Annotated in this window: 17 protein-coding genes; 10 read left to right on the top strand and 7 right to left on the bottom strand. The window is 46.8% G+C overall.

Annotated elements, in window-relative coordinates; all coding sequences use genetic code 11:
* Positions 1 to 18 precede the first annotated feature (18 nt).
* Complete coding sequence (gene eat / locus Q369_RS0101980; protein ID WP_031526009.1) at positions 19 to 1,320, top strand: ethanolamine permease; 1,302 nt, start codon at positions 19 to 21, stop codon at positions 1,318 to 1,320.
* A gap of 1 nt (position 1,321) precedes the next feature.
* Here eat and Q369_RS0101985 read toward each other — a convergent pair whose 3' ends face one another.
* On the bottom strand, positions 1,322 to 3,580 hold the full coding sequence (locus tag Q369_RS0101985; protein ID WP_031526011.1) for a TonB-dependent receptor: 2,259 nt from the start codon (positions 3,578 to 3,580) through the stop codon (positions 1,322 to 1,324).
* Between the two features lie 288 nt (positions 3,581 to 3,868).
* Between Q369_RS0101985 and Q369_RS0101990 the strand changes: the two genes are divergently transcribed.
* Positions 3,869 to 4,603: a LytR/AlgR family response regulator transcription factor gene (locus tag Q369_RS0101990; RefSeq protein ID WP_031526013.1), complete on the top strand. Its 735-nt coding sequence runs from the start codon at positions 3,869 to 3,871 to the stop codon at positions 4,601 to 4,603.
* Positions 4,604 to 5,031: 428 nt separating this feature from the next.
* On the opposite strand, the gene Q369_RS0101995 is transcribed toward Q369_RS0101990, so the two are convergent.
* The 5 genes from Q369_RS0101995 to greA all read right to left on the bottom strand — a co-directional run bounded on the left by Q369_RS0101995 (position 5,032) and on the right by greA (position 9,689).
* Positions 5,032 to 6,297 carry an exo-beta-N-acetylmuramidase NamZ family protein gene (locus Q369_RS0101995; protein ID WP_031526015.1) on the bottom strand — a complete coding sequence of 422 codons (1,266 nt, stop codon included), beginning with the start codon at positions 6,295 to 6,297 and terminating at the stop codon, positions 5,032 to 5,034.
* A gap of 114 nt (positions 6,298 to 6,411) precedes the next feature.
* Positions 6,412 to 7,464: a PA0069 family radical SAM protein gene (locus Q369_RS0102000; RefSeq protein WP_031526017.1), complete on the bottom strand. Its 1,053-nt coding sequence runs from the start codon at positions 7,462 to 7,464 to the stop codon at positions 6,412 to 6,414.
* A 138-nt stretch (positions 7,465 to 7,602) separates the two neighbouring features.
* A complete protein-coding gene (locus Q369_RS0102005) occupies positions 7,603 to 8,673 on the bottom strand; it encodes a M20/M25/M40 family metallo-hydrolase (RefSeq protein ID WP_031526019.1) in 1,071 nt (356 codons plus the stop codon).
* Positions 8,674 to 8,742: 69 nt separating this feature from the next.
* Positions 8,743 to 9,072, bottom strand: coding sequence for a hypothetical protein (locus tag Q369_RS0102010; RefSeq protein WP_031526020.1), 330 nt, complete (start codon positions 9,070 to 9,072; stop codon positions 8,743 to 8,745).
* Between the two features lie 134 nt (positions 9,073 to 9,206).
* A complete protein-coding gene (gene greA, locus Q369_RS0102015) occupies positions 9,207 to 9,689 on the bottom strand; it encodes a transcription elongation factor GreA (RefSeq protein WP_031526021.1) in 483 nt (160 codons plus the stop codon).
* A 231-nt stretch (positions 9,690 to 9,920) separates the two neighbouring features.
* Between greA and fmt the strand changes: the two genes are divergently transcribed.
* The 4 genes from fmt (at position 9,921) to Q369_RS0102035 (ending at position 13,097) form a co-directional block, all read left to right on the top strand.
* Positions 9,921 to 10,841, top strand: coding sequence for a methionyl-tRNA formyltransferase (fmt, locus tag Q369_RS0102020; protein WP_031526022.1), 921 nt, complete (start codon positions 9,921 to 9,923; stop codon positions 10,839 to 10,841).
* Between the two features lie 41 nt (positions 10,842 to 10,882).
* A complete protein-coding gene (tnpA, locus tag Q369_RS0102025) occupies positions 10,883 to 11,344 on the top strand; it encodes an IS200/IS605 family transposase (RefSeq protein WP_031526024.1) in 462 nt (153 codons plus the stop codon).
* Between the two features lie 119 nt (positions 11,345 to 11,463).
* The gene (locus tag Q369_RS0102030; RefSeq protein WP_031526026.1) at positions 11,464 to 11,961 is read left to right on the top strand and encodes a dihydrofolate reductase; all 498 of its coding nucleotides are present in this window, start codon (positions 11,464 to 11,466) and stop codon (positions 11,959 to 11,961) included.
* 41 nt (positions 11,962 to 12,002) lie between these two features.
* A complete protein-coding gene (locus Q369_RS0102035) occupies positions 12,003 to 13,097 on the top strand; it encodes an alpha/beta hydrolase (protein WP_031526028.1) in 1,095 nt (364 codons plus the stop codon).
* Between the two features lie 120 nt (positions 13,098 to 13,217).
* On the opposite strand, the gene hslU is transcribed toward Q369_RS0102035, so the two are convergent.
* Positions 13,218 to 14,612, bottom strand: a complete 1,395-nt coding sequence (gene hslU, locus Q369_RS0102040) for an ATP-dependent protease ATPase subunit HslU (protein WP_031526029.1) — start codon at positions 14,610 to 14,612, stop codon at positions 13,218 to 13,220.
* Between the two features lie 250 nt (positions 14,613 to 14,862).
* On the opposite strand from hslU, the gene Q369_RS0102045 reads away from it, so the two are divergent.
* From Q369_RS0102045 to Q369_RS0102060, 4 genes are all read left to right on the top strand, one after another.
* Positions 14,863 to 17,145, top strand: coding sequence for a GH92 family glycosyl hydrolase (locus tag Q369_RS0102045; RefSeq protein ID WP_031526030.1), 2,283 nt, complete (start codon positions 14,863 to 14,865; stop codon positions 17,143 to 17,145).
* Positions 17,146 to 17,360: 215 nt separating this feature from the next.
* Positions 17,361 to 18,374 (top strand): aldo/keto reductase, encoded by a 1,014-nt coding sequence (locus Q369_RS0102050; RefSeq protein WP_031526031.1) that lies wholly within the window; start codon positions 17,361 to 17,363, stop codon positions 18,372 to 18,374.
* 96 nt (positions 18,375 to 18,470) lie between these two features.
* A complete protein-coding gene (locus Q369_RS0102055) occupies positions 18,471 to 19,646 on the top strand; it encodes a PQQ-dependent sugar dehydrogenase (protein ID WP_031526032.1) in 1,176 nt (391 codons plus the stop codon).
* A gap of 7 nt (positions 19,647 to 19,653) precedes the next feature.
* Entirely contained in the window at positions 19,654 to 20,064 is a 411-nt protein-coding gene (locus Q369_RS0102060; RefSeq protein ID WP_031526035.1) for a c-type cytochrome, read from the top strand.
* Positions 20,065 to 20,077 lie beyond the last annotated feature (13 nt).

Consider the following 20,077-nt stretch of genomic DNA (forward strand, 5'->3'; position numbering starts at 1 on the left):
ATCACTAACCTGAACCCGATGTCCTCTGAACAAACTGCCTCTCTCAAAAAAGTATTGAAGCCCATTCACCTCTGGGCAATTGCGGTCGGACTGGTTATTTCAGGTGAGTATTTTGGCTGGAATTATGGCTGGGGAGTCTCGGGAACGATCGGTTTCCTGATTGCCACGCTCATAGTCACGGTGATGTACGTGACCTTCATTTTCAGCTTTACCGAGCTGACAACCTCCATTCCGCAGGCTGGCGGGCCATTTTCTTACGCGCACCGGGCATTTGGCTGGTGGGGCGGATTGATTGCAGGCTACGCCACGCTGGTCGAGTTCCTGGTCACGCCTACTGCCATTGCATTTGCATTGGGCAGCTACTCTCATTTTTTGTATCCGCAGCTTGAAGTACTTCACGTCGCATTCGGGTGTTACCTGATTTTCATTGTGATCAATTTGTTGGGGATCAAAGAATCGGCCATGTTTTCGCTGGTGGTTACACTGCTGGCAGTGGGCGAGCTGCTGATCTACATCGGCATTATTGCCCCGCATTTCTCTTATGAGACTTACGTGACAGACCCGATGCCGTTTGGCTGGCCTGGCGTTTTTGCTGCGCTTCCATTTGCGATCTGGTTTTATCTGGCCATTGAAGGTGTAGCCATGGTAGCCGAAGAGGTCGAAGATCCGAAGCGTACTATTTCGAGAGGGTACATATATGGTATCCTTACACTGGTGGTACTTGCGCTGGCAGTGATGATATTTACAGGTGGTATCGCGCCCTGGCAGTCACTGAGTGAGATCGACTACCCACTTCCTGCCGCTCTGGGCATTGTGCTGGGTCGCGACAGCGGACTTACGCAGCTTTTTGCCAGCCTCGGTCTCTTCGGCTTAATCGCCTCTTTTCATGGAACAGTAATCGGCTATTCCCGGCAGATTTTTGCATTGGCAAGAAGCGGGTATCTTCCTTCCTTTCTGGGCAATGTAAATGCGCGCTTTCAAACGCCGCATTGGGCGCTGCTCGCAGGTGGAAGCGCCGGGTGCGCTGCTTTGCTCCTCGGCACTACCGATCAGGTGATCATTTTGGCTGCATTGGGCGCAGTGGTGATGTACATGATCAGTATGTTCGCACTGTTTGCCTTGCGGAGAAAAGAACCTGCGCTGGACAGACCGTTTGAAGTCCCTGCTTACCCTTACTTTCCGGCAGTCGCACTCCTGCTTTCCAGCGTCTGTCTTGTGGCGATTGTTTATTATAATGTCGCATTAAGCCTATGGTTTTTCGGCGGACTGGCGGTGGTTACATTGCTCTTTATCCTTTCAGGCCGTTACAAAACGCATTAATTCAAAAGAAGATCGTAGCAGATAGCTTTGCATTGAATGGAGTTCCGGGCGTGAAGTGTATTTCTTCCACAGCTGCGGCTTCATTCGCGAGCCGGCTTTCGGTTGCAAACTGCGTTTCTTTCCATTTGGTATTTAAAAGATTCTGAACCGAGAATCCGAGCATGAATTTCCCCTTGGTATAATTGACCTGCATATCGCTCCCGAAATAGCCTTTTGCTACAATGGAATTATCCTCATTAGCGGGCCGGTTGCCGAGATACCTGTACCGCAGCGAGCCGCTGAGCCCATTTGGCATTTGGAGTGACAATCCGCCTGTTGAAGTAAACAATGGCGCGAGCGGCAAATAATCCATTCCCTCCTGTTCGCCAATAGCCCGCGGCTTGGCTGTACTGATATCCACATCTGCAAAAAGCGTTTTTGTAAGTTGGTAACGCATCGAAAGATCAATTCCCTGCCTTTTTGTTTTTCCGCTCGGCTCTACAACGCCAGCATCGCCTACATATACGAATTCCTGCTGCATCCACAAGTACCAGGCAGCCGCATTGACCAGCATTTTGGGAAAAGGTTTGAATATAAATCCAAGGTCAGAACCGTAAGCTCCTGGCAAAATCTGACGACCATTCTGAGGTACAACTACCCGCGTATCATTAGAGTGAAATCCCTTGCCCAAGTTCATATAAAGCTGAAACCTTGGATTGAATGTATAATACAGATTAAGCTTCGGCGAAACAATCGATCCACCTGCGTGCTGCTTTTCAGGCGCGCCAAGCAAGTCTTCGTACTGATCGCGGAAATAATCAACCCGCACGCCTGCATTTACCGTTAATCGACTGGTCACCTGAACTAGCTCGTCGAAGTAGGCAGATACGTTCATTTCATTGATATTGCCGAGTTTATACGCTTCGAGCATTGTTACCCGGTTTTTGGTGTGCGATAATTCTGTCCGGTCGGTCAGATCGTGGCGGTACTGAATGCCTGCGGTAGTTGTCCAGACTGTACTGCCTAAGTAAGCTTTTTTGGAAATACTTCCATTGTACCCGTACAGGTTACGTTTCTCTTTTTGCCGGATCTGGTCTCCGTTTACGGGATCTTCGAGAAAGAATGTAAAGTTGGAATAAAGCTCAAAGTTGTAGTTACTGTAAAAGAGCTGGTTTTTGATCACAAAATCACGGGCAGTTACCGTAACGAGCTCTGCATTAAAATTGGTACGGCTGGTTTCTCCACCCTCAGTGGGATCAATGGACCCGTAAAAACCGATCTGACCGGATTCATAAGCCCGGTCGGGAATCTGGCCTGAGTGGTTCCATTTACTCCAGAAAGTCGAACCTGTTAAGGTCAGGCTGGTTTGCGGCGCAATGTGCCCGTGGTATTTCCCGAAAACATTCACGCGATTGAAATGCTGCGGATTGTCGAAATAGGAGTTGGTAAAGGAATACTCCGAGGCCACATAAGCAGATTGGTTCCGGTCTCTTCCTTTTTTGCCCAAAAGATCAACTCCCGCCACAGCACGAAAAGTGTCGAACTGCCCCGCTTCCAGCTTCACAAATGATTGGTCCAATGCATCTTTGGTGCGGAATTCCGCCCAGCCGGCTGTGGTGAAATTCCCTTTATCTGCATTGTAAGGTCCTTTTTTGAAGTCAACTCCCTGCACCAGCTCGGGAATTACAAAATGCAGGTCGGCATAACCTTGCCCGTGCGCATGAGAAACCATATTTACCGGCATCCCGTCGACGGTAAGCCGGATATCTGTTCCATGGTCAATATCAAATCCACGCAGAAAAAGCTGCTCCGCCTTTCCGCCGCCTGCATGCTGGCCGATGAACAGCCCCGGTACGATCCTGAGTATCTCATGCGAATTGGTGATCGGCCTGAGCTTGATATCCAGACTGCTGATCAGCTGCTGGTCGTGCGCGCGCTGCGACGAGACCAGCACTTCGGTGAGCATGATATCCGATTTTGACAATACCGTTTTAACAAACTCGGTTTTATCTTCCGTAACAGTCACTTCAATTACCTGCGCGCCGAAACTGAGGTGCGATATCTCGATCTTGTACTGCGCGGGAACGAGCCCTTCAAATCGATATTGACCGAGCTCATTGGTAACAGTGGCTTTCCCCAGCCCTGACAGTTGAATGGAAGCGCCGGCGACGGGCAGGTTAGTCGCCTTGTCCTGCACCATACCGGAAATACTTCCAAGGTGCGCGTATGCAGCTGCATTCACCAATGCGATCAAGCCAAAAAGAAGCAGAAATTTTTTCATAAAGTTGGTAAAGCGCAAACTTAGAATATGTTTTTCTGAATTGACAGGCAATTTTCCACTCGAAATATCTCTACAAAATTTATAAGTCATTGTGCGAGAATCGATTTTATATTTATTTTAATATCTTGCGAAGCTGGTTATTGTAACACTAGTACGCAGCCAGGAATCCTTAGTACAAGTTATTTCGTATCTCAATGCGTATATAGTTTAATTACGGCAAGGAACCCTTTTCTATCAAACACTTTATCAATCACGATTCAACAAGCGTGTTGAGTACAATTTGTCAAAATGAATATTCTAATTGTTGAGGACGATTTTATCATAGCCAGACACCTCCAATTTCTCCTGAATGGATTTGGCTATGAGGCCAATGACATTGCTTCTGACTACGCTACCGCGGTAGAAATGCTGAATTCCAAGATCTTCCATCTGGCGCTTCTTGACATTAATCTGAACGGCTACCAGACCGGTATTGACCTTGCCGATCATATCCGGGAAAATCTGGGTATACCGTTTTTGTTCTTGTCGAGCCACGATGATATTGCGGTGGTAAATGCAGCCTTGCAATCGGCGCCGCATGCATTTTTACAAAAGCCTTTTCAGAAGATTACGGTATATACTGCGGTGAAGCTCGCGCTGGAAAACTACCGCCTTGCTATGTTGGCCGGAGAGAGTAAAAGCAAGGAAAAAGAAGATACGACGGTAATTAAAGACGCACTGTTTATCAAAGAGAAACAGATGTTTACGAAAATTCAGCTGGCCGATATCCTTTACATTCGCAGTGACGACAATTATCTTGAACTACATACGAGAAGCAAAAAATATACGATCCGGGAAACTTTGAAAAACATGCTTCAACAGCTTCCAGTCAATCTGTTTTTCCGGGTACACAAATCCTTCATCATCAATCTGAATGCAATTACGGCGATCGACTATGTGCATGTAATGATCAACGATATTGAAATTCCGATCACCAACGACAACCGGAACGATCTGCTCAGCAGGGTTAAAACATTTTCCTGACCGGCATTGAAGTTTGACCGTGCTTTACCCATTAATTACCGGACTTCACCCCTATAAACTTCGGGTTTGTCCCAAAATTTTGGGAGATCGACGGTATAGAACTATTTTCATGTAGATCGACATCTGTGTTTTAGTTAATTTTTTAAAAAAATAATTACACTGACTGTTAAAAAAATCAAGGTGCGACAGATCTATTTTAATCCTGCTATCGTATCTATATGAAATGGCACTAAATAGCAGTTTTTTTGCATTATACATGCATTCTTCAAGAGCTTATAACCTAAACTAAATCATTTTGCGCCTTTAATTAAATATCGTTGAGAATAATTAAACATCCCTGGGAAGCTATCCCTGGGATGTTTTGTTTTAGGGCGCAAAAGTATGGTTATCTGACCGGCACTTCAATTGCACCGGAAATATGTGCACGCTCAGGGATAAAGCAGGTACTTTTTTCTTGCTTCCTTAAATTGTGAAAGCCCTGGCTCCCAGCTTTTGCGGATTTCCTCCTCGGAAGCGCCGGCGATGATTTGTTTTCTCAGGTTTTCGGTACCTGCGAGCTTATCAAAATCGCCCATTTGCTTGCTTTGAGATCTGTCAAAGAAGCGTGCTTTGTCGGGATAGGCTTTGTACATTTCCATCAGCCACCCGAGGTTGAGCTTGCCTGATTTTCTTACCGACGTAAGATCATATTTCCGCAGATCCAATCCGTAACATTCCAGATCCTGGTGCAGCGGCGTTTCGCTCATGCCTTTGATACTTTGGGGCTTAAACGAGAATTCGTACTTACCCTTTAAAGCAGGTGCGCCCAGCACTGTAAATGGCATGTAAGTGCCACGTCCCTGGCTGATGATGGTGCCTTCAAACATACAGATATGCGGATATAACATCACCGACTGCTGCGTATTGAGGTTTGGGGAAGGCAGCACGGGCAGGGTGTAAGGTGTATCGTGCGTGTAGTTGGCCACTTTGATAATTTTCAGCTTGCACTGCATCTTGTTTGGCAGCCAGCCTTCTCCATTGATCATCTGCGCAAATTCTCCAACGGTCAGTCCATGCGAAATGGGGATACGGTACATCCCTATCCCTGAATGCAGATGATCTTCGAGAATGGGGCCGTCGATCAGAAAACCGTTTGGGTTTGGACGGTCGAGGATCAGCATTTCCTTATTATTCTCGGCGCAAGCCTCCATGACGTGGCCGAGTGTATTGATATAAGTATAAAAACGGGCACCCACATCCTGGATATCGAATACAATCAGGTCGAGCTTTGCCATTTGTTCATTAGTCGGCCGCTTTAATTTGCCGTATAATGAAATCGCCGGAATCCCTGTTTTCGGGTCAACACTGTCACTTACCTTATCTCCATTACTCGCAGTGCCACGGAAACCGTGCTCCGGCCCGAAAATGGTTACAATGTTGATCCCAAGCGAAACCAGGCTGTCTACCATCGGTTTGCTCCCGATAATGGAAGTTTGATTTACCACAATCCCTACCTTTTTACCTTTCAGATAACCAATGTACTCCGAGATCTGGTCGGCAGCGGTAACCGGCATTTTGGCTGGCCGCTCAGTCCCGGCAGTGTTAATGGAATCGTTGGTTGAAAGAACCGGGTTTTTAGAAGCGGAGGAATTGACGCAGTTGCCCAGCAAGCCAAGTGTCAGTGTCAGACTAAATACGGTTAAAAGGGTTTTCATGGGATTAGAATTGGTTGCTTTAAAACTAAGTTTTTATTGCCACGAATACACGAATCCCCACGAATTTTCGTGATTCCTTCGCGGCGGTCGCTGCGGTGTATTCGTGGCATAAATTTAGAAAAGCCGCATTTGTCCGGCGCGCAGAAATTGGCTGGTATCTACCGGCGGGAGCTCTCTACCTTTGAAATACTTGCGGCAGGCCAGATCGTGCAATTGCCTGATATGCTCGGCAAAATGCCCCTCGCCTACCATTCGCAGCCCAAAGCGGGAATCATTAACCTGTCCGCCGTGACATTCTTTGATCTGGTTTAACACCTTAGCCGCACGATCAGGAAAATGGTGGTGAACCCATTCATCGAACAAGGTAGCTATCGCGCCATTTAGCCGCACAACCGTATAATTGGCCCAAAGCGCGCCATTGTCAGCTGCGGCTTCGATGATTGCAGGAATTTCGTGGTCATTCAGGCCGGGAATGATCGGCGCTGTCATCACACCCATCGGTACGCCGATTTCGGTAAGGGCTTTCACCACTTGAAGGCGGCGCTTTCCGGTGACTGTACGCGGTTCCAGCTTGTGTCTCAGATCCTCATTGAGCGAAGTAATGGATATGGCGCCGTGAACCAGATTAAGCTTCGCGAGCTTTTCCAGAACATCCACATCCCGCAGGATCAATGCATTTTTTGTGAGTACACTCACCGGGTTGCGGTAGCGCAGACATATTTCCAGGATTTGTCTGGTGAGTCGGTATTTTTTCTCGCCGGGTTGGTAACAGTCTGTATTACCGGATATGTGAATGCTCTTCGGCTCCCATTTTTTGGAATTGAAGAGCTTTTCTAGCAATTGCGGCGCATTCTTTTTAACAATGATCTTGGTTTCAAAATCAAGTCCGGCGGAGTAGCCCCAATATTCGTGCGAGTTACGGGCGTAGCAATAAATACAACCATGCTCACACCCCCGGTAAGGATTAATGGAATGGAAAGTGCCGAGATCCGGACTGTCAGAGACGCTTAATAAAGTTTTGGATTGCTCTTCGATGAACTGGGTCTTGGGATTTACCTCAGGCTCTTCCCACTGCTGCCAGTCTTCGGAAGTGTATTCCGTGCTTTGCTTGAAGAATTTGTTGTTGGGATTGATGGCGGCTCCCCTACCGCGAACACGGTTGTCCATTTGTTAATGATTTGCATAGTTGTTGATGTTTAAATGGGTTGTATGGGTCCTTTGTTGGTCATCCTAAGCGCAGCCAAAGCTACTTTTAGGCTTGTCAGGCTGAGCGCGGCTTCGGCTGCGCTCAGCCTGACAATTAACTTATTTGATGTACCTGAAATCCTCGTCGCCTTTGAGGGACAAAAGCACGTCGTACATCAGCTGAATTACATTTTTCACATCTTCCTTATGTACCATTTCCACGGTAGTGTGCATGTATTTAAGCGGCAACGATATCAATGCGGATGCGATGCCCTCGGTAGCGTATGCAAATGAATCCGTATCAGTCCCGGTAGACCGGCTCACAGCCTGGCGCTGGAACGGAATGTTTTTCTCAGTAGCTACACCGATTAGCATATCGCGCACATTGTTCTGTACAGCCGGACCGTAGCAGATCACCGGGCCGTTTCCGGCTTTCAAGTCGCCCTGTTCCTTTTTGTTGTACATCGGCGACTGCGTGTCGTGAGTAACGTCGGTACAAATCGCCAGATCGGGCTTCAACCTGCGTGCGATCATTTCTGCGCCGCGCAAGCCGATTTCTTCCTGCACCGCATTCACAACATACAATGTAAACGGAAGCTTCACATTGTTTTCATGCAGCATACGCGCTACCTCAGCGATCATAAAACCGCCCATTCTGTTGTCTAGCGCGCGACCTACATAGTACTTCTCATTGAGCTCATCGAGCCCGTCGGCAAACGTTACTACTGTGCCGACATGAATGCCCATTTCAAAAACTTCATCTTTTTTGGCAGCGCCGACGTCGATGAACAGCTCGTGTACTTTCGGCACCTGATCTTTGGCCACGTCACGCACGTGAATAGCCGGCCAGCCAAATACCCCTTTGACAACACCTTTGGCAGTATGCAGATTAACACGCATCGAAGGTGCGATAGCTGCATCCGAGCCGCCGTTTCTACGTACGTGAATGTAGCCGTCGTCGGAGATGTAATTCACAAACCAGGAAATTTCATCGGAATGAGCCTCGATCACCACTTTGTAATCCTGCCCCGGGCCGATTACACCGACTGCGGTACCATAAGTGTCAATTATTTCCTCTTCAATATAGGGCCTGAGGTAGTCAAGCCAGATTTGCTGACCAGTTGATTCGAAACCGGTTGGCGATGCATTGTTTAGATACTTATAAAGAAATTCTACGCTCTTGTCTGCCATATTTTGCTTTTAAAATTGCGACTAAAATGTACTTTTTCCTTCAGAACGGATTGGCATCAGGCAACTTCACTAATCCCGCAAATACTTCAAAAAAGCCCAGAAACGCCTTTTTTCAAGATACGCAAGATCGGATTGATGCTGAAAAGCTTCCCGTTCAAAGGAAATATGAAGATAGGCTAAATAATGTTTTTTGTACTGAACCAGCCTTATAAAATATTCGATGAAGTACCAGAGGTAGAAAACGATCAGTCCAAGCTCAATTTGCTGTTTCAAGTGAATGCGTTCATGATTGATCAGGAAACGACTGGGCGATTTTCGTTTCAGCAAAATGAACGGAAAAAGGGCCATAGCGTCCACCCAGAGGAAAGAGACAGTGAGGATAAAGCCTTTGGGGATCATAGGGGTCGGGGGCTATCGGCGTCGGCTATCGGCGGTCGGCTGTCAGCTTTTAGCTATTAGCTATTAGCTATTAGCAAAAAAAATGGATCGCTATATCTTACAGATACCACGATCCACTTCTTAGTTTGAAAAATTTACTCCAGAAACCGGCTGATATCCAGTACTTCAAACTCCATTAAACCGGCTGGAACCTTGATTTCTGTTGTTTCGCCTACTTTTTTACCCAGTAAGCCTTTTCCGATTGGTGAGCCTACGGAGATTTTGCCGGCTTTCAGGTCGGCTTCCTCTTCCGACACCAGTGTGTATGTTACCTCCATTCCATTTTTACGGTTTTTAATCTTCACTTTGGAAAGGACTGAAACCTGGGAGTTATCTATGGCAGATTCGTCGATTACGCGGGCGTTGGAAAGAATTTCTTCCAGCTTTGCAATTTTCATTTCGTGCATTCCCTGCGCATCTTTTGCTGCGTCATATTCAGCATTTTCACTCAAATCCCCCTTGTCGCGCGCTTCTGCAATCTGACGTGCAATTTCCGTGCGGCCTTTGGTTTTCATATCATTCAGCTCATTCCTCAGCTTTGTTAATCCTTCTTCCGTATAGTATGAAATTTTAGCCATGACCTTATTTTGGTTTTAAGTCTTATAAATTTTTGAATTACCAGATAAAAAAAAAGAACGGCTCTAAGACCGCTCTACAAGAGTAACTACACTCGTAGAAAAAGGCTAGAAAACCTCGTCTTTTCGGTTACTATGTGATTTCGAGTACACCATATTTTGCTTTTAAGAACGACAAAAATAACAATATTTGTGAATGGTAACACCATAATTCTGCAAAAGCAGCATGTGTATATGTCAACATCACTAAGGATAATCTTCATGGGAACGCCCGATTTCGCGGTCCCAAGTTTACAAAGTCTGGTCGAAAGCAATTCTAATGTAGTGGCGGTTGTTACTGTGCCCGACAAGCCCTCGGGCCGCGGTCAGAAGCAGACAGCCTCGCCGGTGAAAATCTATGCAGAGCAACAGGGAATCCCGGTTTTACAGCCTGAAAAGCTTCGTAACCCCGAGTTCCTGGAACAATTGCGCGCGTTCAATGCCGATCTGCAGGTGGTAGTCGCATTCAGGATGCTGCCGGAAGTGGTGTGGAATATGCCGCCGAAAGGCACATTCAATTTGCACAGCTCGCTGTTGCCGCATTACCGGGGCGCCGCGCCAATTAACTGGGCGGTGATCAATGGAGAGACGGAGACGGGAGTTACGACTTTTTTCATTGAAAAAGATATAGATACCGGCAAAATCATTTTCCAGGACAAAGAGTCCATTTTCCCGGAAGACGACGCAGGTACTTTGCATGATCGTTTGATGGAAAAAGGCGCAGCGCTGGTTGTAAAAACTGTAAAAGCCATTGAGGCTGGTGACTACCCGCAAGTACCGCAGGAAGAACCGGCGGACATCAAGCTGGCACCCAAGATTTTCCGCGAAACCTGCGAGATCGACTGGAACAAACCTTCCCTTGCAATTCACAACTTTGTAAGAGGCTTATCACCCTACCCCGCTGCCTGGACTACCCTGAATGGACTTTCATGCAAGATTTTTAAAACAACCCAGATTGAATCAGACGAGCCGGGAGAAGCAGGCGAATACAGGACGGACCAAAAATCATTTCTTCACTTCAAAACGGGTGACGGGTGGATTGGGATCGAGATTTTACAATTAGAGGGAAAAAAGAGAATGCAGATTGGCGATTTTCTCAGGGGTTACCGGATCTGAGAAGCTGGTTTGAAATATTTACACACTACAACACTATCATAATGGCAAACACTTACTCTCAGGTTCACCTGCATTTTGTTTTTACCCCAAAGCACCGCGCTGCGCTGATTGATCCTACGTGGGAAGATGATTTGTATAAATACATTACGGGTATCGTGCAGAAAAATAAACACAAGATGCTCGCAATTAACGGAATGGAAGACCATTTACACATGCTGATCGGATTCCAAACGACACAGAGCATTGCGAGTCTGATGCAAGATGTAAAAGCCGATTCGTCTCAATGGATTAATAGTCGCGGATATTGTGGTTCAAGGTTTGAGTGGCAACTTGGTTATGGCGTGTTTTCTTACAGCAAATCAGCGGTAAAAAATGTGATCCGCTATATCCGCAATCAAAAAGAACATCACAGAAAAGTAGAATTCATAGCCGAATACAAATCGATCCTCGAAAAGTTCGAAGTCGACTACAACGAAAAATATATCTTCGAACCTCCAAAGTAGCGTTGTTTTTACCGATGTGGCGTCGCTATGCGACTATCACAGCGGCAAACCGCAAAGCGACAAACGTCGGGAACAATACGAATACATCAAAAAATCGCAGAGCGATAAAATATTTGTAGATGAAAATAGCGATTATAGTTGCAGTATCCGGTAATGGCGTTATCGGGAAAGATAATCAGTTGTTGTGGCGGTTGCCGGATGATTTGAAGCGGTTTAAGCAGTTAACCCTTGGTCACCCGATGATTATGGGACGGAAGACATTCGAATCGATCGGAAAGCCGCTGCCAGGTCGTACCTCTATTGTTGTAACACGCAATGCAGATTTCCGTCCGGAAGGTGTGATGGTTGTCCATTCATTGGAGGAAGCAATTGAGGCTGCACGTCAAATTGAAGAAGAGGAAGCATTCATCATCGGCGGAGGTGAATTGTACAGACAGGCGCAGTCCATTGCCGACCGCTTATACGTAACGGAGGTACATACCGATATTGAGGGCGATACCTTTTTTCATATTAGCGACCCTTCCGCATGGGCAGAAACCGAGCGCATTGTGCACGAGCACGACGAGAGACACGCTTTTAAATTTGAATTCGTTAATTATTCAAAGAGACCTGATTAATAAGTATTTTTGTAGTTACGTAACCCATGTGACTCTATAAAATGCAAGTATTAATTGATACCCTGACTGTCGAATTAAGTACCACACCTGTTGACAAGCGGCCCGTTTACATTACCGGAAATTTTTGCAAATGGCTGCCGGACCTCGAAGAATACAAAATGATGCTCGTTTCTCCGGGCAAGTATACTTTTCAGTTTCCCGAAGATGCAGAGCTGGATTTTCCAGTAGAATACAAATACACCCGCGGAGGCTGGGACCAGGTTGAACTTGACCGGTTTGGCAATCCGTACGGAAATCGGGTGATTACTGAAAAGGACACCTTAATACAGGATACAGTACTTCGCTGGCAAACTGACGTTTTGAAAAAAACAGACATATCCCCCATTGTTGAGCTCGTTTCCGAAGAATTTGAAATTCCTCAGTTCGGCAAAACACGTCGGGTGCAGATCCTGCTCCCGCACGATTACTACGACCGCCCTGATCTTACGTTCCCCGTCTTGTATATGACAGACGGCCAGAATCTTTTTGGAGAAGGTTCAGAATTCGGTAACTGGAACATTGACAAGAGCCTTACCAAGCTGGCGAAGGAAGAAAAATCCGGCGTGATCATCGTCGCGATTGACCACGGCAATGAAGACCGTATCCTGGAATTTTCACCATACACCAATCCTAAACTAGGAAAGGGCAAAGGCGAGTTGTTCATCAGGTTCATCGCGGAGACACTGAAACCCCACATCGATTCGAAGTATCGTACCAAGCCCGACCGACTAAATACTGGTATTGGCGGGAGTTCTGTTGGCGGACTGCTGAGCATTTATGCCGCCTTGATGTTCCCACAGGTTTTTGGCAGGATCATGGCATTTTCACCCTCGTTATGGATTTCCCAGCGCATCTATTTTGACGTAATCCACTTCTTCGAGCCTTTTGCCACACGCATTTACCTATACGCAGGTGGAAAAGAGGGCGCGAACATGATCCCGAACTTCAATAAATTGACAGAGGCACTGGAAAATCAGCGTTTTGGCTACGACCGCGTACAGATAAAAACCAGCACAAATCCCAAAGCAGATCACAGCGAGAAGCATTGGAGCAAAGAATTTCCAATTGCATTAAAGTGGCTTTTCTTCGGGGAGTAGATTAAACGAGGGAGGAAAGGGAGGATGGAAGCAAGAAGGAAAAGGAGGATGGAGGAATGGGACGAAGGAACGATAGTTTTCCCTTTCGTCCCATTCCTCCCCTTTCTCCATCCTCCTTTTTCAAAGAATATACTGACTCAGATCCCTGTTTTTGACTAAGTGCGAGAGCTTTTCTTGTACCATTTCTGCGGTAACAGTAATCTGCGAATCTGCACCGATCAGGTCGGGAATGTCGAACATGAAATCGTTTAGCAGCAAACTCATCACTGTTTGCAGGCGCCTTGCTCCGATGTTTTCAACTTCGCTGTTTACCTCGAAAGCGATCTTTGCCATTTCGCGCAGCGCACCATCTTCAAAAATCAACTCTACCCCTTCTGATTCCATCATCGCTTCATACTGCTTTGTCAATGCATTCTTAGGCGTTTTCAGGATTTGGTAGAAATCCGATTCTGTAAGACTATTCAGCTCCACGCGTATCGGGAAGCGGCCTTGCAGCTCGGGAATGAGGTCGGAAGGTTTTGAAACGTGAAATGCACCTGCGGCCACAAACAGGATATGATCTGTGTTGATAACACCATGTTTGGTGTTAACTGCGCTGCCTTCCACGATGGGTAGCAGATCGCGCTGCACACCTTCGCGGCTTACATCCGGGCCTCCGCCACCGTTTGATCTGCTGGAAGCTACCTTGTCAATTTCATCAATGAAGATAATCCCAAGATTTTCGGCCTTTTTGATCGCTTCCAGCTTCACTTCGTCCATATCGATCAGTTTGGAAGCTTCTTCATCGAGCAACAGCTTACGGGCTTCTTCCACAGTCACCTTCCGTTTTTTACCGCGGCGCGGCATCATATTACCGATCATTTCCTGAATATTCATCATCGAAACATCGTCAACAGTCCCTCCGATCATACCCACATTCGGCATTTGATTTTGCTGTACTTCAATTTCTATTTTCCGGCTGTCCAGTTCTCCATTCCTGATTTTTTCCCTGAAACGTTCGCGTGTGCGCTGGTTCAGCTCACCGTCGTCGTCCGGCATATCGTCTGCCCCACCCTCTGGCCGCACACGTGGTACACCTGAACCGTGTACAGGCGGAATGAGCGCGTCTAAAATGATATCTTCCACGGCCTGTTCGGCCTTGATCTTCACTTCCTCCTTCTTCTGCATTCTTACCATCCCAACAGCCTGCTCCACCAGGTCGCGCACCATACTCTCCACGTCGCGGCCTACGTAACCTACTTCGGTAAATTTGGAAGCTTCTACCTTCACAAAAGGCGCATCAGCTATTTTCGCGAGCCGGCGTGCAATCTCCGTCTTGCCTACCCCGGTGGCCCCGATCATTAATATGTTGTTTGGAATAATTTCCTTCTGAATGTCTGCCGGGCTGTTCATTCTTCTCCACCTGTTCCGCAATGCGATAGCAACGTTTCGTTTCGCGTCATTTTGTCCGATTATGTACTGGTCAAGCTCAAAAACGATTTGGCTGGGAGTCAGGCGATTTAAGTGTTCAGTCATTTTAATGTATATCGATTGTTATAATAATGTCAGTATAAAAGCTGTTTGCAAGGAAAACAGGAGCATTAAATTGGCAAAGGAAGATCATCGCCAAACGTGATGCTTTTGCCTCCATGCAAAAAGAATTATGCCGGTACAAAATGTCATACTGCAACCGTTTGCAATTCTTGATTGATTCTGTTCTTCTTAGACGCCCTTCCATTACATTTGTCACTGTTTCGAATTGAAGAATTCTATTTATATCAGCTCAATGAAAAAAAACTGCTATTACCTTTTACTTTTTCTATTAAATGCATCCGTCCTGTTCGGACAATCGGCTGAAAAGCCAAAGCCTGTCGACTACGTAAATCCGCTGATGGGTACCCAATCTAAATTCAGCTTATCGGCCGGCAATACCTACCCGGCCATCGCGCTTCCCTGGGGAATGAACTTCTGGATGCCGCAAACTGGCAAAATGGGTGACGGATGGAGCTATATGTACGATGCCGAGAAGATCAGGGGCTTCAAGCAAACGCACCAGCCCAGTCCCTGGATCAACGATTACGGGCAATTTTCAATCCTTCCTATTACCGGAAAATTGAAGATCGACGAGGAGAGCCGCGCGAGCTGGTTTTCTCATAAAGCGGAAACAGCCAAGCCGCATTACTATAAAGTGTACCTGGCCGACTACGATGTTACGACCGAAATCGCACCTACCGAAAGAGCCGCACAATTCCGGTTTACATTCCCGGAGTCCGACAGTTCGTACGTATTGCTGGATGCATTTGACAGAGGATCTTACGTGAAGATCATCCCGGGTGAACGCAAAATCATCGGTTATACCACCAAAAACAGCGGCGGTGTTCCTGCCAATTTCAAAAACTATTTTGTCCTGGTTTTTGACAAAGCATTTACATTTTCTTCCGCATTCCGTGGCAAGCAGCTGGCAAAGGATACGCTGGAACTGAAAGCAAATCACGTTGGGGCAGTCATCGGATTTAAAACCAAAAGAGGCGAAAAAGTGGGCCTTAAAGTGGCTTCATCTTTCATCAGTCCGGAACAGGCTGAGCTTAACCTGCAGCGCGAACTGGCAAACGACAGTTTTGATGTTACAAAAGCAAGAGGTGAGAAAATCTGGAATGATGAACTTTCCAGGATTCAGGTGGAAGGTGATAATATCGACGAGATCCGCACTTTTTACTCCTGCCTCTACCGGGTTCTGTTATTCCCCAGGAAATTTTACGAACTGGATAAGGCAAACAAAGTAGTGCATTACAGTCCGTACAATGGCGAGGTTAGACCAGGCTATATGTTCACAGACAATGGTTTCTGGGATACATTCCGTGCGGTTTTCCCATTCTTTACACTGATGTACCCTACATTGAACGGACAGATTATGGAAGGTTTGGCCAATGCATACGACGAAAGCGGCTTCCTTCCCGAATGGGCCAGCCCGGGTCACCGCGATTGTATGATAGGCTCCAACTCCGCTTCCCTGATTGCTGATTCATATGTTAAAGGGATCAGAGGCTACGATATTAACAAACTGTATGAAGCAATCCTGAAAAACACTGAAAATGCCGGACCGGTAAGTTCAGTTGGCCGCTTTGGACATGAATATTACAACGAGCTGGGTTATGTTCCCTACGATGTAAAAGTGAATGAAAATGCAGCACGTACATTGGAATATGCATACGCTGACTTTTGTATCTCGCAGCTGGCAAAAGAGATGAAGAAGCCCCAGAAAGAGGTGGATTTATACCTGAAAAGAAGCCAGAACTATCGCAACCTTTTCGATCCTGAAACTAAATGGATGCGCGGAAAGAACAAGGACGGACAGTTTCAGAAACCATTCAATCCATTTAAATGGGGCGATGCATTTACCGAAGGAAACAGCATCCATTATACCTGGTCTGTATTCCAGGATGTGAAGGGACTGATCGGGTTAATGGGCGGGCGTGAAGCTTTTGTTCAGAAACTGGATACTGTTTTTACATTACCTCCTATTTTCGACGACAGCTACTATGGCTTCCCAATCCACGAAATCCGTGAAATGCAGATTATGAATATGGGTAACTATGCGCACGGTAACCAGCCTATCCAGCACATGATTTACCTGTACAACTATGCCGGCGCGCCGGACAAGGCACAGTACTGGTCGAGGCAGGTAATGCGCAGGTTGTACCAGCCTACGCCCGACGGATACTGCGGAGACGAGGATAATGGGCAAACTTCTGCCTGGTACGTTTTTTCTTCACTAGGCTTTTACCCTGTAACTCCTGGGACAACGCAGTACGTAATCGGCTCGCCGCTATTCAAGAAAGCTACGTTGACAATGGAAAACGGCAAGAAGTTTACGATGCAGGCACCTGAAAACAGCGAATCCAATATCTATATCCAGTCGGCCAATCTGAATGGAAAAAGCTATGGAAATACGTATCTCGAACATGCTGATATTCAAAAAGGAGGCACAGTGCAGTTCAACATGGGCAGCAAACCATCCAAAACATGGGGAACCAAGCCGGAAGCAGTGCCGTTTTCGTTGACGAAATGACGTCGGCTGTCAGCCGTCGGCTTTTGGCTGTTAGCTGTTAGCTGAATTTAAGAAACTTGAAGAAGCTCTAACTGACGCTGAAAGCCATAAGAATTTCCAAAAAACTAAAAAGCCGAAAGCCGATTGCTGACGGCCGACAGCTAAAAAATTTCATCTAAACTAAACGCTAAAAAGCCGACGGCCGCTCGCCGAAAGCCGACAGCCACAACAAAATCATGGAATACCGCAAAGTTGGAAAGTCTGATCATCCTGAAAAACCGGATCTTGAATTATCTGTGATCACATTTGGCGCCTGGGCAGCAGGAGGCTGGATGTGGGGTGGCTCTGAGCGGAGCGACGCTGTGAAGGCGATCCGCGAATCGTACGACGTAGGTGTTACCTCCATTGACACAGCACCTGTTTACGGACAAGGTCTCAGCGAAGAGATCGTGGGCGAAGCTATCAAAGACATTCCCCGCGACAAAGTCCAGATACTTACCAAGTATGGAATGCGCTGGGATGTGACGCAAGGTGATTTTGCGATGCACAGCAAAAACAATGAGGGAAAGGACATCGACATCTACAAGTATGCTGCGAAAGACAGCATCATCAAAGAATGTGAAGATAGCCTCACCCGTCTGGGTACTGACTACATTGACCTTTACCAAATACACTGGCACGACAAAACCACGCCCATTGAAGAAACAATGGAAGCGGTGAGCCAGCTGATCGAGCAAGGCAAAGTGCGTTATGCGGGTGTTTGTAACTACGATGCAAGCCTGATGCGCGAGGCTTCGAAATACATTCATCTCGTTTCTGATCAGGTTCCTTATAGTATGGTCAAAAGGGAGATCGAGAAAGAGCTAGTACCTTATTGCATCGAACATGAAAAGGCGATTTTGGCTTACAGCCCAATGGAACGGGGCTTACTAACCGGTAAAATGAAGCCAGGTCATCAATTCGCTGAAAACGACCACCGCGCTTCCCTGCACTTTTTCAAAGACGAGAATCTGAAACGGGTAGATGCATTCCTCGCGAAAATCAAACCGATTGCAGATGAGAAGAACGTATCACTCGGTCAGCTTGTACTGAAATGGACTATTCAGCAGCCAGGTATTACCATTGCACTGGCGGGCGCGCGTGATGCCAAACAGGCACTTCAAAATGCCGCTGCGGCTGATATTGAACTGAGCGCGGACGAAATCAATGCGATTACAGCACACTTAAATGAGCTGGAACTAGTTAAATAAGGAACAAGCGCGCTGCATACACAGCGCGTTTTGTTTTCATTACTTTTATAATCAAACATTTAACCCCCAAAACCAAGCTTTTATTCACCATAACCTATGAACGGAAAAACTTCTATTCTAAAAAAGTACCTCCCTGTCGCACTCGGAGGTTTGTTAATGACCGCCTCTGTGGGCCTGATGAGCTACAACAATGTAACTGACAGCCCTAAAAAGAAAATTGCTGAGTCTGACCTGAAAGTGGACACAGTTGCAACCGGACTAACCATGCCGTGGGCTTCTGCACTGCTTCCAAACGGCGACCTGCTGGTAACCGAGCGCGGCGGTAAATTGCGGCTCGTTTCCAAAGGCCAGCTGGATGCTACGCCGATCTCAGGTATTCCGGAAGTTTGGTACAAAGGTCAGGGCGGCTTGCTTGACATTGCTTTACACCCAGACTATAAGACAAACGGCTGGATTTACATCAGCTATTCTTCTCCTAAAAAAGAAGGTGAAGAAGGCGATGAAGGCGGAGCAAATACTGCATTGATGCGCGCAAAACTGAAAGGAAAAGAGCTGGTTGACATTCAGCACTTGTTCAAGGCAATCCCGAATGTGAAGGGAAATGTGCACTTCGGCGGCCGCATTGTTTTTGATAAAAAAGGCTATGTATTTCTGTCATTAGGCGAAAGAGGCCAAAAGGAGAACTCACAGAACCTGGGTAAAGATCAGGGGAAAGTAGTACGCCTGTTTGAAGACGGTAAAATTCCTACAGATAACCCGTTTGTAAAAACAGCCGGTGCAAGACCTGAGATCTGGACTTACGGACACCGCAACCCGCAGGGAATGGTGATCCACCCGACTACCGGCGTGATCTGGGAGCACGAGCACGGCCCTCAGGGCGGTGACGAGCTGAACATCGTTGAAAAAGGCAAAAACTACGGCTGGCCGCTCATTACTTACGGTATTGATTATGACAACAGCATTATCTCGAAAGATACTGCGAAAGCAGGAATGGAGCAGCCTGTGATCTTTTGGAGACCGTCGATAGCACCTTGCGGAATGACTTTCGTAACAAGCGATAAATTCAAGGACTGGAAAGGCGACCTGATCGTGGGTTCACTTAAATTCATGCAATTGCACCACCTGACCATCAAAGGCAATAAGGTGACCAAACGTGAAGTGATTTTTGACAAAATCGGCCGGGTACGCGACGTGCGCCAGGGCTGGGATGGTAACATCTATGTTGTTCTAGAGAACTCCGGAAAAGTGGTGCGTATCAGTCCGAAAAGCTAGTTAATACATGAAAATTATCCTGACATTACTTTCGGCAGGGATCTTTTGCTCAGCCGTTTTCCCGCAGCAAGATGACGATCTTGCCAAAAGCATCGAGCGTGGGAAAATGGTCTATTCCGAAAATTGCATTACCTGCCACATGGGAACCGGCGAAGGTGTAACCGGCACATTTCCACCTCTGGCCAAGTCGGACTACTTCATGCCGAACCCGGAAAACGGGATCAAAGCTGTGAAGTTTGGTTTAATGGGAAAAATCAAGGTAAATGGAGTGGAGTACGATAACATGATGCCCAACCCGGGGCTCGGAAATGACGAAATCGCTGATGTGATGAACTACATTATGAACTCCTGGGGCAATTCTTCGGAAAAGAAAATGATTACCGAGAAAATGGTCGAAGAGATAGAAGAGAAAAAGTAGCTCCTTTGAAACG

The organism is Dyadobacter crusticola DSM 16708 (genome assembly GCF_000701505.1).
Lineage (GTDB): Bacteria > Bacteroidota > Bacteroidia > Cytophagales > Spirosomataceae > Dyadobacter > Dyadobacter crusticola.

What these genes read in the sequence shown, in the direction of transcription:
- Q369_RS0102045 (WP_031526030.1), top strand. Translation starts at nt 14,863, where the DNA reads ATGAAAAAAAACTGCTATTACCTTTTACTTTTTCTATTAAATGCATCC.
- eat (WP_031526009.1), top strand. Translation starts at nt 19, where the DNA reads ATGTCCTCTGAACAAACTGCCTCTCTCAAAAAAGTATTGAAGCCCATT.
- Q369_RS0102055 (WP_031526032.1), top strand. Translation starts at nt 18,471, where the DNA reads ATGAACGGAAAAACTTCTATTCTAAAAAAGTACCTCCCTGTCGCACTC.
- Q369_RS0102030 (WP_031526026.1), top strand. Translation starts at nt 11,464, where the DNA reads ATGAAAATAGCGATTATAGTTGCAGTATCCGGTAATGGCGTTATCGGG.
- Q369_RS0101990 (WP_031526013.1), top strand. Translation starts at nt 3,869, where the DNA reads ATGAATATTCTAATTGTTGAGGACGATTTTATCATAGCCAGACACCTC.
- tnpA (WP_031526024.1), top strand. Translation starts at nt 10,883, where the DNA reads ATGGCAAACACTTACTCTCAGGTTCACCTGCATTTTGTTTTTACCCCA.
- Q369_RS0102010 (WP_031526020.1), bottom strand. Translation starts at nt 9,072, where the DNA reads ATGATCCCCAAAGGCTTTATCCTCACTGTCTCTTTCCTCTGGGTGGAC.
- Q369_RS0102050 (WP_031526031.1), top strand. Translation starts at nt 17,361, where the DNA reads ATGGAATACCGCAAAGTTGGAAAGTCTGATCATCCTGAAAAACCGGAT.
- Q369_RS0101985 (WP_031526011.1), bottom strand. Translation starts at nt 3,580, where the DNA reads ATGAAAAAATTTCTGCTTCTTTTTGGCTTGATCGCATTGGTGAATGCA.
- hslU (WP_031526029.1), bottom strand. Translation starts at nt 14,612, where the DNA reads ATGACTGAACACTTAAATCGCCTGACTCCCAGCCAAATCGTTTTTGAG.
- Q369_RS0102005 (WP_031526019.1), bottom strand. Translation starts at nt 8,673, where the DNA reads ATGGCAGACAAGAGCGTAGAATTTCTTTATAAGTATCTAAACAATGCA.
- Q369_RS0102060 (WP_031526035.1), top strand. Translation starts at nt 19,654, where the DNA reads ATGAAAATTATCCTGACATTACTTTCGGCAGGGATCTTTTGCTCAGCC.
- Q369_RS0102035 (WP_031526028.1), top strand. Translation starts at nt 12,003, where the DNA reads ATGCAAGTATTAATTGATACCCTGACTGTCGAATTAAGTACCACACCT.
- Q369_RS0101995 (WP_031526015.1), bottom strand. Translation starts at nt 6,297, where the DNA reads ATGAAAACCCTTTTAACCGTATTTAGTCTGACACTGACACTTGGCTTG.
- greA (WP_031526021.1), bottom strand. Translation starts at nt 9,689, where the DNA reads ATGGCTAAAATTTCATACTATACGGAAGAAGGATTAACAAAGCTGAGG.
- Q369_RS0102000 (WP_031526017.1), bottom strand. Translation starts at nt 7,464, where the DNA reads ATGGACAACCGTGTTCGCGGTAGGGGAGCCGCCATCAATCCCAACAAC.
- fmt (WP_031526022.1), top strand. Translation starts at nt 9,921, where the DNA reads ATGTCAACATCACTAAGGATAATCTTCATGGGAACGCCCGATTTCGCG.